The sequence below is a fragment of the Methylobacterium sp. Leaf469 genome, from assembly GCF_001424745.1.
Taxonomy (GTDB): Bacteria; Pseudomonadota; Alphaproteobacteria; order Rhizobiales; family Beijerinckiaceae; genus Methylobacterium.
The window spans coordinates 452,027-465,234 of record NZ_LMRE01000001.1; the positions used below are offsets into that span (position 1 = coordinate 452,027).

A 13,208-nucleotide genomic window follows, 5' to 3' on the forward strand; every position below is an offset into this window, starting at 1 on the left:
CCTAAAAGAATGATCGCACCAGCCCGCTCACCAGCATGTTCCAGCCGTCGATGAGGATGAAGAACAGCACCTTGAACGGCAGGGAAATCACCGTCGGCGGCAGCATCATCATGCCCATGGACATCACCACCGTGGACACGATCATGTCGATGACGAGGAACGGCAGGGCAATGAGGAAGCCGATCTCGAAGCCGCGCCGCAACTCGGAGATCATGAAGGCCGGGATCAGGATGCGCAGGTCGACGGTCTCGCCGCCCTCGGCCTTCGGGATGGTGCGGCTGGCGAGATCCGTAAAGGTCTGGAGGTCCTTGGGGCGGACATGCGCCACCATGAACTCGCGGAACGGCTCGACGATCTTCGGAATCGCCTCGAGTTCGGTGATCTTGTTCTCGGTCAGCGGCCGCAGCCCCTCGTTCCAGGCCCGGTCGAAGGTCGGCGACATGACGTAGAACGTCATGAACAGGGACAGCGACACGAGGAAGATGTTGGCCGGGGTGCTTTGCAGGCCGAGCCCCGAGCGCAGGAACGAGAACGCGATGGCGAACCGGGTGAAGCTCGTCACCATCACGAGGAGGCCCGGCGCCAGAGACAGCACCGTGAGGAGCGCCACGAGCTGCAGGATGCGCCCGCTCGCGGCGCCGTTGCCGGCCGGCAGCAGGGCATCGAGGGCCGGCAGGCCGGTGGCCGACTGCGCGCCGGCCACGCCCGTGAAGGCGAGGGTCGCTGCGGCCGCGAAGGCCAGGGTGGTGATGCGTCTCATGGGGTTTTCCGTTGGTCGCGCCCGCGTCGATCCTGGCGGCTCTCCTCCTCGCAAGGGGGAGGGAAGGTGCCCGCTATTGCACCACCAGCATCTCGACGATCAGTTCACGCACTTGACCCTTGGTGCGCAGGGCGACGCGCTCGTTGAGGTCCTCGCGCAGGTGCTGGAGGCCGCTGGCTCCCTCGATCTGGCGCATGGAGACCGTGCGCAGATACGCGACGATGTCGGCGCGGATCTCGGCCAGCGCGATATCGGGATTGGGGACGGCGCCGGTCTTGAACACCACGGAGGATTCGAGGCGCACCCAGGCATCACCCGAATCGGCGAGGTTGGTCACCACGGAGCCGACGGGGCGCAGGGCCAGATCACCGGTGTATTTCAGCACCTTCACCGCCTTGCTCTCGGCCTCCTTCGTCTTGCTGTCGACGGCCTTCTCGACCTTGGAGAGGAGATACATCCCCAAGCCTCCGCCGGTGCCGATGGCGACGAGGCTCACCAGCGCCAGGGCGGCGATCCAGCCCTTGCCGCCGCCCTTCTTCGTGTCGTCCTTGGCCGCCATCGCGTGCGTCTCCGCTTCAGGGGGGCGTCAGAACGGGGCCAGGGTTTCGAAGACCTGCTGGCCGACGCTCGGGCCCTGCACGTCGGTGATGCGCCCCCGCCCACCGTAGGAGATGCGCGCCTCGGCGATCTTGTCGTAGTCGATGGTGTTCTTGCGTGAGATGTCGCGCGGGCGGACGATGCCGGCGACGTTGAGCACGCGCACCTCGTTGTTGACCCGGACCTCCTGCGAACCCGAGATCACCATGTTGCCGTTGGGCATCTGCTCGGTGACGATGGCGGCGACCGACAGGCGCAGCACCTCGGACCGGTCGATGTTGCCCGCCCCCTTGGTCTCGGTGCCGGAGCGGATGCCCGCATCGGCCGTCGCCTTGTCGCTGAGCGCCGAGACGCCGTAGCCGAAATCGAAACCGAGGCTCGACTTCTGGCTGCGCGAGCGGTCGCTCGAATTGCCGAACTGGGCCTTGTCGTCGATGAGGATCGACACCGTGATCACGTCGCCGATGTTGCGCGCACGCGGGTCCTGGAACAGGTCGACGCTCGAGGGCGACCAAGTCGAGTGGTAGGTCCGGCGCGAGAGCGAACCGAAGGTGGTGGGCAGGGCCTCGCGCGGCGGGGACAGGCCCGTGCCGATCGGAGTGAGGAGGGGCGGCTGGCCGAGTTGGGCCATGGGCGTGTTGCAGGCCCCGAGCCCAGGCGCGAGGAGCGCCAGGACGAAGCCGGCGCGCAGACGGGTGGCAGGCATCAGGATTTCTCGCTTTCACGGGCTTTCTTGCCCGCATCGGTCATCATCCGGGCGAGCTGGGCGGCGCGGGCCGCCTCCATCTCGCTCAGGATCGCGCTCGCGGTGCGGGCGTTGAGCTTCGTCAGGATCGCGGCCGCGCCCTCGTCGGGCATGTTCGCGAGCTGGAGGGCGGCGGCGTCGGGGCGCATCTTCTGGTAGATCGCCACCACGCCGGTATCGGCCTTGGCGAGGAACTCGTTACGGCGCGCGAGCCAGGATTCGTACTCGGCGCGTTTCTCCTCGAGGCGCCGGATGCGCTCGTCGACCTGCTTTTCCAGGATCGCGAGCTGCTCTTTCTGCCAGGCGAAGCGGGCATCGGCCGCCGCGTCCGCGATGCTGGCGCAGTAGGGCGACGGCTTGGCGGGGGTGGCATTGGCGGACGCGGATCTGGCCGGCTCCGGCGCGGCCGGGGCTTCGGGCAACCGGACCTCGGCCACCTGAGCGACCTCGGGAAGCCGCACGGCGTCGGGCGCCACCTCGGCCGGCTTCGACTCGACCAGCTTGGTGTCGATCGGTTTGGTGTCGGCGAGTTTGGACTTGCCCGGAGCCGACTTCGGAAACGGGCCGGGATTGAGGCCGGACACCGCAGGCTTGCCACCTTCAGGCTTGCTGCCCTGGGCGCGCACGGGACCGAGAGCGAGGGAGGCCACGGCAAGCAGCCCCAGGCAAACCAGCATCCGCACGGCCATCGGGGCAAGCCCCCGGGACGGAACCGTCCGCGCGTGGCCCGGGACGACCATCCGGGCCGCCTCGCCGGCGATTCGCAGAGCCTTCGTCGAACTCATTGAACCACGAGCTCCGCCTGCAGGGCCCCGGAGGTCTTCACCGCCTGGAGGATCGAGATGATGTCGCTGGGCTTCAGGCCGACGTTGTTGAGGCCCCGCACCAGGGTCTGGAGATCGGACCCGCCGATGATCGCCATGCGGCCGGACTGCTCGTTGACGGCGACCTCCGTGCGCGGAACCACGGCCGTGACGCCGTTGGAGAACGGGGCCGGCTGGGCCACCTCGGGGGTTTCCGTCACCCGTACGGTCAGGTTGCCGTGCGTCACGGCCACGGTGGAGATCTGCACGTTGCGTCCGATCACCACGGTGCCGGTGCGCTGATCCACCACGACGCGGGCCGGCGCATCGGGCTGGACGGTGACATCGCCGATCTCGGCGATGAACCGGGTCTGCGTCACCTGCGGCGGGCGGATGAGCGCGATGGCGCGCTGGTCGCGGGCGGTGGCCACCCGGCGGCGGAAACGCTGCAGGGCGTAGGCGTTGATGGCGTCGGCCACCATCGTGGCGGTCTTGAAGTCGGGGTTCTTCAGTTCGAACACGAGTTCGGGCAGGTCGCGGAAGGTGCCCGGCACCTCGCGCTCGATCATCGCACCGTTGGGGATGCGCCCGGCGGTGGGCACGCCCTGCGTGATGGTTTCTGCCGCGCCGCCCACGGCGAAGCCCGACACGGCGAGCGGTCCCTGCGCGGCGGCGTAGGTCAGGCTGTCGCCGCCCATGAGGGGCGTCATCAAGAGGGTGCCGCCCTTGAGGGAGGTGGCGTCGCCGAGGGAGGTCACGGTGACGTCGATGCGCGAGCCGGTGCCGGTGTAGGGCGGCAGGTCGGCCGTCACCATCACGGCGGCGACGTTGCGGGTGCGCAGGCGCGCATCGCGGACGTTGATGCCCATGCGGTCGAGCATGGATTGCAGGGATTGCTCGGTGAACTGGGCGTTGCGCAGGGTGTCGCCCGTGCCCTGCAGGCCGGTGACGAGGCCGTAGCCCACGAGCTGGTTGTCGCGCACGCCCTTGAGGTTGGCGATGTCCTTGATGCGCGTGCCCATGGCCTCGGCGGGCAGCGCGGCCAGGACAAGCGCCAGGGCGAGGAACCAGAGGCGCATCACTGGCCGGAGCCGGTGCGGATGCGTCCGTCGGCCATCACCGTGCCGAGGACGATGCGTCCCGTATCGGCGTTGCGCACCCGGATGGTCTCGCCGAGTCCCCCGTTCTGGAGGGGCGAACCGACGGCGGTGATGAGCAGGCCCTGCTCCTCGAACACGATCTGCGTCGCCACGTTGCGGCTCACGAGGCGGGGATCCTCGACGGCGTTGACGGGCACGGGCTCGCCCGGCAGCAGCATCCGCCGCGCCGTACGACCGGCGATGGCCATGGGCGCGTCGATGACGGCGGTACGCGCCTTGAAGCTCTCGGGGTAGGCCTGGAGGCGCAGCATGCCCGGCTTGATCACGTCGCCGGCGTAGATCGTCACGGTGGGCACCGGCAGGAGCAGTTCGGTGGCCCGGGACGAGACGGGGCCGAACGGGACGGCGCAGGCGAGCGCCAGGGCCAGGCCCATGAGGCCACCCGCGAATCCGCCGCCGAAAGTCGTATGGCCCATGGTGGTCGTGCCTCGCTGTGAAGGGCCGGGCGGCGGGCGCGCGGGGCGCGGGCGGTCCGCCGTCGCCGGCCGGGTTCGATGGCGTCGGAATCGGGGTGGGTTCGGGATGGGCGGCGCCCGCTGACTCAGCGGATGCCCTTCGAGACCGTGCCGGCCATTTCGTCGGCGGCTTGGATCACCTTGGAATTCATCTCGAACGCGCGCTGGGCGGTGATCATGTTGGTGATCTCCTTCACCGGATCGACGTTGGAGCTCTCGAGGTATCCCTGCTGGATCTTGCCGAAGCTCAGGTCGCCCGCGACCCCCACCACGGCGGCACCCGAAGCGGCGGTCTCGCGATAGAGGCCGTTTCCGAGGGGTTCGAGGCCGGATTCGTTGGCGAAGTTGGCGAGCGAGAGCTGGCCGATGTTCTGGGCTTGGACCTGGCCGTCGATCTTGGCGAAGACCTGACCGGACCCGTTGATCACCACGTCGACGGCGTTGGCCGGGATCGTGATGGCGGGCTCGACGGTGTAGCCCTCGAGGGTCACGAGCTGCCCGGTGTTGTTGCGGTTGAACGAGCCCGCCCGGGTGTAGTTGATCTCGCCGTTGGGGTTGGTGATCTGGAAGTAGCCGCGCCCGTTGATGGCCATGTCGAGCTGATTGGCGGTGTTGGCGAGCGGCCCCTGCCGGTGCAGGTTGCGGATGGCGGCCGTGCGCACGCCGAGGCCGAGCATCGCGCCCTCGGGCACCGGCTCCTGGCCGGCCTGGTTCGGGACGCCCTGCTGGCGCTCGGCCTGATAGAGCAGATCGGTGAACTCGGCCCGCGCGCCCTTGAACCCGGTGGTGTTCAGGTTGGCGATGTTGTTCGCGATGACCTCGAGGTTCATCTGCTGGGCGTTCATGCCCGTCGCGGCGATGGCAAGTGCTCTCATGGTTTTGGGAGTCCTTCGAGCATCAGCCCGAACAAGGGGAACCGGTTCTTGTCGTGAGGCGCTGCGCCGACCTCAGATCGCCATGCGGCTGAGTTCGAGATAGGCGGCGACGACCTTGTCGCGTACGGCGATGGCGGTCTGCAGGCTCTGCTCGGCGGACATCACCGCCTCCACGACCTGTTGCGTCGAGGCCTTGCCCTGGATCCCCGAGATGGCCGTGGCCTCGCCGGTGCGCAGCGAGGTGCGGACCCCGGCGGCGAGCTGGGCCATGACGTCGCCGAAATCGGCCCCCGGCAGGGCGCCGCCCGTGGACGCTGCCGGCATGGTGGCGAAACTCGCCGGCCGCAACGGGGCGGCGGCGCTGGGGCCGGAAAGGCCGGCGGCCCTGTCGAAGGCCGAAAGCGAGGCGAGGGCTTCGATCATCGGCGCAAACTCACGTTCTCAGGAGGTCGATGATGCTGGAGACCATGGCGCGAGCCTGCTTGATCACCTGCACGTTGGCTTCGTAGGAGCGGTTGGCCTCGCGGATGTCGGCCATCTCGATCAGGGCATTGACGTTGGGCAGCTTGACGTTGCCCTCGGCATCCGCCGCCGGGCTCCCCGGATCGCGCTCGATGCGGAACGGGCTGGTGTCGGTACCGATGCTGCGCAGCTTGACGCTGGCCCCGCCGGCGGCGCGGTCCATGGCGGCGCTGAAGCTCACGGTCTTGCGCGAATAGGGGTCGGCGCCGGGGGAATCGCCCACCGACTGGGCGTTGGCGACGTTCTCGGCGGCGATGCGCAGGCGCAGGGACTGCGCCTCCATGCCGGCACTGGCGAAACGGGTCGAGGCGGCGAGGGGATCGATCATCAGCTGCGCACCGCCGCCTTCAGCATCCGGTCGAATGCCTTGACGATCCCCATGTTGAGCCCGTGGTCGCGGCTGACCTCGCCGGCCTTGAGCATCTCCTGCTCGAGGCTCACGGAACTGCCGGTGCTCAGGGCATCCCAGGCGTCCGCCGCCGTGACGGGCTTCGTGGGGATGCGTCCCTCTTCCGAGGCGACGTGGGTGCTCGCCGTCATCGCGAGACCGGCGGCGCCGGTGCGGGCCATCACGTCGGCGAAGGGCACGACATCGCGGGCCTTGTATTCGGGTGTGTTGGCGTTCGCCACGTTGCTGGCGATGGTCGCCTGCCGCACGCCGAGATACCGGGCCTGCTGCGAGGCGAGGTCGAAAAGATAGACGCCTGTCACCGCGCGCTCCGAATGCATTCGATATCCGCTTCCTAGGGAACCAATCTTGTCCCAGGCTGACGCGCGACGTGGCCCGGCCGGCGGCTTGACAGGGTCATCGGCTGCGCCTCAGTGCCACCCTCCCCTCGATCGTGCTGCGCCCACGCGCCGAGCCCTCTCATCAGGCGTCCCATGCCGGTCCCGTTTCCGCCCCGCGTCCCCGGTCGATCCGCTTGAGCGGTCCCGACGCCCGACGCCCGCAGGCGTCCCGCCATGCCGGGGGCGCGACCGTCGGCCCCGGCGAGGACGAGCATTGGATTCCGGCCAAGAACCGGTTTTCGCGGGTGGTGTTCGGTTTCCCCGACCTCACCGGCGACGCGTGGTGCAGCCTGCGTTTCCGGCTCGGCTGGGACGCGGAGGAAGCCGCCGCGGGCGCCCTGGATTTCGCCCTCGTGGGGATCGATTGCCTGGCCCCCGACGGATCGAGCCTCGATTTCGACCACGTGCCGGGCCTCGACCGGACCCTCCTCGACCCGCACGGCACCTGGATTCCCGGACCGGCCTACCTGCCGGCGGAGGCCCGGGCCCTGCGCGCCGGCATCTGCCGGCTGGCCTTCCTGCTGCCGGCCCCCGCCGCCGCGATCACCGTCACGATCCGCTCTTGGCGCAACACAAGCCCGTTCACGGTGGCGGAGGCCACCCTGGCCCAGGGCGGCCCCTCCCCTTCCCCGCGCGTGCGTCGCCGCCTCGCGCCGGAGCCGGACTGGATCGTCCATGCCCTGGTGCCGGGCTGCGGTCTCGTCCTGCGGGGACAGATCTTCACGGCCGTCCCGCGGAGCCACGCGGCCCTGGCGCGCGTGGTCTACCGGGACGCCGCCGGCGCCGCGCTGGAACCGCCCTATCCGGGCACGATCTCGGTGCCGTCCCTCGGGGCCCTCGTCGATCTCTCCGCGCACCAGCAGGCCCGGCGCTTCACCCTGGAACTCGCCCCCGTGCCGGGTGCGGAGCGGGTCGAAGTGGGGTTTGCCACCTGGGACGCCGGGAGCCCGGACGCGGAACTGCTCGCCGCTCCCGAGATCGCCCTCGAGGATCGCCTGCGCCTGGAGAACCTGTGCGGCGACGATGCCCTCGACGCGCCGGACTTCCTCGCCCGCCTCGCCGAGCGCCTCGACCTGCCCGTCGCCTCCATCGCCGGCTGGTGCCCGGGCCCGGAGGCGGCCGCGATCCCGCAGGTGCTCGCCCTGGCGCGAGATCTCCAGCGCGGTGAAGGCGCCCCGCGCACGGGCCTCGACCGGGTCCTGCGCCTCGGTTCGCAGACGGCGTGGACGGTGCCCGAGCGACCCGACTGGAGCGAAGACCCCTTCCGGTCGGTGGCATGGCGGATCGAATACCAGGGTCTCGGCTGGCTCGTCGCCCTGGCGGGGACGCCCGGGGGAGCGGCCACGGCCCTCGGCCTCGCCGTGTCGTGGTCGCGGGCCAACCCGTGGGGGTCGCCCGCCGACGGCCTCGCCCTGCACCCCTCGGCCCTTGCGACCCGAACCGAAACCCTCGTCCATCTCCTCGGGCGTGCGGGCATGCCGGGCAGTGCCGCCGCCCTGGTGCTGACGGGCGAGGTGGTGCGCCATGGCTTCGCCCTTGCCGAGATCGTCGGCCAGAACACCTTCGGGCGCTCGCTGCACCAGATTCAGGCGGCGGCGGTGCTGCACGGCGTCGCCCGCGCCCTGCCGCGCCTGCCCCTGGCCGCCCATTGGCTCGGCCTCGCCGAGGCGGGCCTGCGCGCCGGCGTGGAGAGCCAGCTCGACGCCGAGGGGCGTTTCGCGGCGCCGTCCCTCCACCAGCGCCTCGAACTCGCGACCCTCCTGCGGGTCCTCGCCCGGAGCGTGGGCGACGACGGCCTCGCGGGGTTTCTCTCAGGCCGGGTCGCCAAGGTCCTGCCGGGCCTCGCGGGCCTCCTCGATCCGGGGGGACGCCTGCCGCCCTTCGGCGATACGCCCGCCAACGGCGATGCGGCGGGCTGGATCGGGCGCCTCGTGGCACGCTCCGGAAGCACCTTGGTGGCCGAGCGCCGCGACCCGCGCGGTCGCCCCGCCGCGAGTGTCCCACGCCTGCCGTCGGACGCCGGGACGGACATGATCGCGGCCCGCTCGGATGCCCCCGGACGGGGCTGGTCCCACTTCGCCTGCACGTTCACGGGCCAGACCTCCACCGGTCAGGGGCACCGCGACTGCACCTCCTTCGTCCATGCCAGCGAGGGCGTGCGCTGGGTCGTCGAGGCCGGGAGCTCGGCACAGATCGAGACCGGGCCGGCACGCCACCACATCCTGTCGGCCCATGGCCACAACGTCGCCTGGCCGAACGGGTGCGAACCCGGGGCCGGCGCGGCCCGGCTCGCCGGGGCCATCCGCCTCGACGGCGCCCAGGCCTGCGCCATCGCCACCACCGTGCACGGGCCGGCCTACGATCACCGCCGCGTCTTCGTCCTCCTCGACGACCTTTCGGGCCTCGCCGTGCTCGACCGGTTCACGGCCGGTGACGGGCCAGTGACGTTCGAGGGCCTCGTCCATTTCGGCCCCGACATCGTCGCGGCCCTGGCCGGCCCGCGCCGGGCCATGGCGCAGTCCGGCCGCGCCCGCCTCTCCGTCGTGCCCGTGGCGCTGACGGGCCGGACGGCGGGCTTGTCCCTCGCCATCGGCTGCAACGAACACCCGGGCGGTCTGCGCGGCTTCGTCTCGGACGGCGGCGGGCCGCTCCGACCGGCGAGCGTCCTGCGCTACGCCATCGCGGGCCGGACCGGGGCCTGCGGCGGCGTCATCCTCGGGTCCGATGCATCCGGGGAAGCGCGCCTCGCCCGCCTCGTGACCGAGGCGGCGGTGTCGGGCCTGCTCGCGGGACGCTGATCCCGAGCGAACGGCGCAAGGCAGGTCCGCGCGACACGGCGCGGTCAAGGCGTTGCATATCCGCGCCATAACCATCATCACACGACCCAGATTTTCGGGCCGTTCGGATCGCCATCGTCAAGATGCCGCGAGCCGAAGAGTCGGCAGTTCGGCGCCGCCCGTGATCGCCAAGCACAAGAGAAGCATCCGTATGAAGACGCGCGCAGCGGTGGCGTGGGAGGCCAAGAAGCCCCTCACCATCGAGACGATCGATATCGAAGGACCCAAGGCCGGCGAGGTTCTCGTCGAACTCATGGCCACGGGCATCTGCCACACCGACGCCTACACCCTGTCGGGCCTCGATTCCGAGGGCAAATTCCCGGCGATCCTCGGCCACGAGGGCGCGGGCATCGTCCGCGAAGTCGGCGCCGGCGTCACGGACCTCAAGGTCGGCGACCACGTCATCCCGCTCTACACGCCCGAATGCCGCAGCTGTAAGTCCTGCCTGTCGCAGCGCACCAACCTCTGCACCGCGATCCGCGCGACGCAGGGCCAGGGCGTGATGCCGGACGGCACCTCGCGCTTCTCCTGCGTCTCCACCGGCGGCAGCCCGGGCGGCTCGAACTCCGTGTTCCACTACATGGGCTGCTCGACCTTCTCGAACTTCACGGTCCTCCCCGCCATCGCCCTGGCGAAGATCCGCGAAGACGCCCCCTTCGACAAGATCTGCTACATCGGCTGCGGCGTCACCACCGGCATCGGCGCGGTGATCTACACCGCCAAGGTCTGGCCCGGCGCCAACGTGGTGGTGTTCGGCCTCGGCGGCATCGGCCTCAACGTACTCCAGGCCGCCCGGATGGTCGGTGCCGACAAGATCATCGGCGTCGACATCAATCCGGACAAGCAGGAGATGGCCCGCAAGTTCGGCATGACCCACTTCATCAATCCGAAGGAGGTCGGCAACGATCACGTCGTCGCGGCGATCCTCGACGCCACGGGCGGCGGCGCCGATTTCTCGTTCGACTGCACCGGCAACGTCAACGTCATGCGCCAGGCTCTCGAATGCTGCCACCGCGGCTGGGGCGAGTCGATCGTCATCGGCGTGGCGGAGGCCGGCAAGGAGATCTCGACCCGTCCGTTCCAGCTCGTCACCGGCCGCGTCTGGAAGGGCTCGGCCTTCGGCGGCGCGCGCGGCCGCACCGATGTGCCGAAGATCGTCGACTGGTACATGGAGGGCAAGATCAACATCGACGATCTGATCACCCACACCATGCCGCTCGAAGACATCAACCACGGCTTCGACCTCATGCACGAGGGCAAGTCGATCCGGTCGGTGGTGGTTTACTAAGACGGATCTTGGCTGACACTGCCTCCCTCCCCCTTTGTGGGGAGGGAAAATCCATGCCCCCAGCAGGAGAGCACACATGGAAACCATCTCGAAGGCCCGCGCCCACGGCGGCACGCAGGGCGTCTACAAGCACGATGCGACGACCACCGGCTGTCCGATGACCTTCGCGGTGTTCGTGCCGCCCCAGGCCGAGAACGGTCCGGTGCCGGTGCTGTGGTACCTGTCGGGCCTCACCTGCACCCACGCCAACGTCATGGACAAGGGCGAGTACCGCAAGGCGGCGGCCGAGCACGGCGTGATCATCGTGGCGCCCGACACCAGCCCGCGCGGGCCCGGCATCCCCGACGAGGACGGCAACTGGCAGTTCGGCTCCGGCGCCGGGTTCTACGTTGACGCCACCCAGGCGCCCTACGCCACGAACTACCGGATGTGGAGCTACGTCACCGAGGAGCTGCCCGCACTCATCGCCAAGGAATTCCCCGCCGACATGACCCGCCAGGGCATCTTCGGCCACTCCATGGGCGGCCACGGGGCGCTGACCATCGCGTTGACCTATCCCGACCGCTTCAAGTCCTGCTCGGCTTTCGCCCCGATCGCCCAGCCCTCCACGGCCGGATGGTCGAAGCCGGCCTTCGAGAAGTACCTCGGAACCGACACCGCCGCATGGCGCGCCCACGACGCCACGGCACTGATCGAGGACGGCCACCGCTTCCCGGAGTTCCTGGTCGATCAGGGTACGGCCGACAGCTTCCTCGACGACGGCCTTCGCCCCTGGCTGCTCGACGAGGCCTGCAAGTCGGCCGGGATCGCCCTGACCCTCAACATGCGCGAGGGCTACGATCACTCGTACTACTTCATCTCGACCTTCATGGCCGATCACATCGCCTGGGCCGCCGCCCGCCTGAAGTAGTTTTTGGTCTCTCCGGCCTCCAGGGCCGGGGAGACCTTCGCGTCACGAGCGGACTTCGCGCTTGGCGACGAAGTTGAACTCCTCGACGAGAACATCCTTCACCACGTCGGCGCCGAGTCGCGCGTTGACCGCCTTGCGGACCTCCGCGAGGCGCTGGGTGACGTTGTAACGCGACAGGCGTTTGAAATCGATCTGCGGGTCGGCGTAGATCTGCCGGAAGGTCTCGTCGACCACAAAGGCGTTGGGTGGCACCGGAAGAGTGTGCATCAACCGCGCATCGGCAGTGAAGACAAGAACCGCAACGATGTAACCCTGCACCTTGCCGTCCGCCACCATTGGAACATTGATCGGCGGCAGCTTCTGGTACTGTAGACCCTCAAGATACGGCTCCTCCTTCTTGGCGAACAGACCGCTGCCCCAGGTCACCGCCCCGTAGCAGGACAGGATGGTGACGGCGCAGATCCACAGGCCGGTCAGGACAGTCTTCATGCGCTCACGCCTGGTGCCGATAGGGGATCAACGGCGCAGGTGGCCGGAATAGGTGCCGTCGGATTCCGAATCCCGGATCGCCTGGGTGACGATCTCCGAGATCTCCTCGACGGCGCGCAGGTGCTGGCCGACGACGCCCTGGTTGCGGCTCAACGCCCGGCTCAGGCGCGCGAGCTGGTCGGCGACCTCGGGCGCGATTTGGTCCGGGTCGAGGCCCCGGGTCAGGCGGGTGAGTTCGAGGAGGCTCTGACTCTTGCGCAGGTTCACCGCTTCCTGATCGAACGGACGGTGGGTCAGGAGCGCCTCCGTCTCGGCCGCGACGACGGCTTCGAGCCGCTTCAGGGATGCGATCAGCATGGTCGGTCCTTTCACGCGCCCGTCGCTTGATCGACCGAGCCGGCCGGGCGGATCTTGTCTGGGGTGATCTTGTCCGGGGTGGTCTTGTCCAGCGACGTCTTCTCCAGGGGACGCGCGGCCTCCAGCATCTTGGCGATGCCGAGGCCGCCGGCCTTGGCGACCTGGGTGCCGATCTGATCGGCGAGCATCGACTTCCAGATGCCGCCGGCATTGCCCTTGCCGAACACCGACGCGGCCTTCGACGGCATCATGGTCTCGACGAATTGGCGCAGGACGAAGGCCTCGAACTGCTTGTAGGGATCGCCGATCTTGCCCGCGCCCGAGATCACGTTGTCGGTCTGGAGTGCCGTGAGGGTCGAACGCGCGTCGAGGGGCATGTGCACGGACGTGCCGGCCATGCGGTACGCGTCGTTGAAGGCGGCCGGATCGGTGGCGCCCGGCGCAGACAGCTTGGCCGTCGCCTCCTGGTAGCGCGCCGGATCGGCGGCCCGGGCCACGTCGAGAACGATATCGGTGGGAGTGGAGATGCTCATGGCTGCCGCGACGCTTCGAAGGGAATGGCCCGTCGGCGATAGGGGATAGGCCCCGTGGCTTTCGGGAGGCTTGCGTGGGAAAGGCTTG

At 69.4% G+C, this 13,208-nt stretch carries 15 protein-coding genes and 1 pseudogene; 3 read left to right on the plus strand and 13 right to left on the minus strand.

Annotation, left to right across the window (positions count from 1 at the left end; all coding sequences use genetic code 11):
* Position 1: 1 nt before the first annotated feature.
* The 10 genes and pseudogenes from fliP to flgB form a co-directional block, all read right to left on the minus strand.
* Positions 2 to 760, minus strand: a complete 759-nt coding sequence (gene fliP, locus ASG60_RS02140; RefSeq protein WP_056166428.1) for a flagellar type III secretion system pore protein FliP — start codon at positions 758 to 760, stop codon at positions 2 to 4.
* A gap of 73 nt (positions 761 to 833) precedes the next feature.
* The gene (locus tag ASG60_RS02145) at positions 834 to 1,319 is read right to left on the minus strand and encodes a flagellar basal body-associated FliL family protein (protein ID WP_056166427.1); all 486 of its coding nucleotides are present in this window, start codon (positions 1,317 to 1,319) and stop codon (positions 834 to 836) included.
* A gap of 27 nt (positions 1,320 to 1,346) precedes the next feature.
* Complete coding sequence (gene flgH / locus ASG60_RS02150; RefSeq protein ID WP_056166424.1) at positions 1,347 to 2,063, minus strand: flagellar basal body L-ring protein FlgH; 717 nt, start codon at positions 2,061 to 2,063, stop codon at positions 1,347 to 1,349.
* Positions 2,063 to 2,449 (minus strand): annotated as a pseudogene (locus ASG60_RS23830) (MotE family protein); the annotation flags it as partial. The pseudogene ASG60_RS23830 and the gene flgH, both read right to left, overlap by 1 nt.
* Before the next feature lie 434 nt (positions 2,450 to 2,883).
* Positions 2,884 to 3,984, minus strand: a complete 1,101-nt coding sequence (flgI, locus tag ASG60_RS02160) for a flagellar basal body P-ring protein FlgI (protein WP_056303005.1) — start codon at positions 3,982 to 3,984, stop codon at positions 2,884 to 2,886.
* Positions 3,984 to 4,481: a flagellar basal body P-ring formation chaperone FlgA gene (flgA, locus tag ASG60_RS02165; protein WP_082478752.1), complete on the minus strand. Its 498-nt coding sequence runs from the start codon at positions 4,479 to 4,481 to the stop codon at positions 3,984 to 3,986. The genes flgI and flgA overlap by 1 nt, the downstream gene beginning before the upstream one ends.
* A gap of 125 nt (positions 4,482 to 4,606) precedes the next feature.
* On the minus strand, positions 4,607 to 5,395 hold the full coding sequence (gene flgG / locus ASG60_RS02170; RefSeq protein WP_056166416.1) for a flagellar basal-body rod protein FlgG: 789 nt from the start codon (positions 5,393 to 5,395) through the stop codon (positions 4,607 to 4,609).
* A 72-nt stretch (positions 5,396 to 5,467) separates the two neighbouring features.
* Positions 5,468 to 5,818, minus strand: coding sequence for a flagellar hook-basal body complex protein FliE (locus ASG60_RS02175; protein WP_056166413.1), 351 nt, complete (start codon positions 5,816 to 5,818; stop codon positions 5,468 to 5,470).
* 10 nt (positions 5,819 to 5,828) lie between these two features.
* Complete coding sequence (flgC, locus tag ASG60_RS02180; protein ID WP_056263463.1) at positions 5,829 to 6,245, minus strand: flagellar basal body rod protein FlgC; 417 nt, start codon at positions 6,243 to 6,245, stop codon at positions 5,829 to 5,831.
* The gene (flgB, locus tag ASG60_RS02185) at positions 6,245 to 6,646 is read right to left on the minus strand and encodes a flagellar basal body rod protein FlgB (RefSeq protein ID WP_082478753.1); all 402 of its coding nucleotides are present in this window, start codon (positions 6,644 to 6,646) and stop codon (positions 6,245 to 6,247) included. Before flgB ends, flgC begins: the two co-directional genes overlap by 1 nt.
* 194 nt (positions 6,647 to 6,840) lie before the next feature.
* Between flgB and ASG60_RS02190 the strand changes: the two genes are divergently transcribed.
* From ASG60_RS02190 to fghA, 3 genes are all read left to right on the plus strand, one after another.
* A complete protein-coding gene (locus ASG60_RS02190) occupies positions 6,841 to 9,504 on the plus strand; it encodes a heparinase II/III family protein (protein WP_056384125.1) in 2,664 nt (887 codons plus the stop codon).
* Positions 9,505 to 9,694: 190 nt separating this feature from the next.
* Entirely contained in the window at positions 9,695 to 10,831 is a 1,137-nt protein-coding gene (locus ASG60_RS02195) for an S-(hydroxymethyl)glutathione dehydrogenase/class III alcohol dehydrogenase (protein ID WP_056166932.1), read from the plus strand.
* A gap of 76 nt (positions 10,832 to 10,907) precedes the next feature.
* On the plus strand, positions 10,908 to 11,741 hold the full coding sequence (fghA, locus tag ASG60_RS02200; protein ID WP_056384126.1) for an S-formylglutathione hydrolase: 834 nt from the start codon (positions 10,908 to 10,910) through the stop codon (positions 11,739 to 11,741).
* Positions 11,742 to 11,783: 42 nt separating this feature from the next.
* Here fghA and ASG60_RS02205 read toward each other — a convergent pair whose 3' ends face one another.
* Genes ASG60_RS02205 through ASG60_RS02215 form a run of 3 tightly spaced genes read right to left on the minus strand, consistent with a single transcriptional unit; the run spans position 11,784 to position 13,120 of the window.
* Positions 11,784 to 12,230: a hypothetical protein gene (locus ASG60_RS02205; RefSeq protein WP_056166402.1), complete on the minus strand. Its 447-nt coding sequence runs from the start codon at positions 12,228 to 12,230 to the stop codon at positions 11,784 to 11,786.
* Between the two features lie 27 nt (positions 12,231 to 12,257).
* Positions 12,258 to 12,587, minus strand: a complete 330-nt coding sequence (locus ASG60_RS02210) for a hypothetical protein (RefSeq protein WP_056384127.1) — start codon at positions 12,585 to 12,587, stop codon at positions 12,258 to 12,260.
* Between the two features lie 11 nt (positions 12,588 to 12,598).
* The gene (locus ASG60_RS02215; RefSeq protein WP_082531576.1) at positions 12,599 to 13,120 is read right to left on the minus strand and encodes a rod-binding protein; all 522 of its coding nucleotides are present in this window, start codon (positions 13,118 to 13,120) and stop codon (positions 12,599 to 12,601) included.
* Between the last annotated feature and the right edge of the window lie 88 nt (positions 13,121 to 13,208).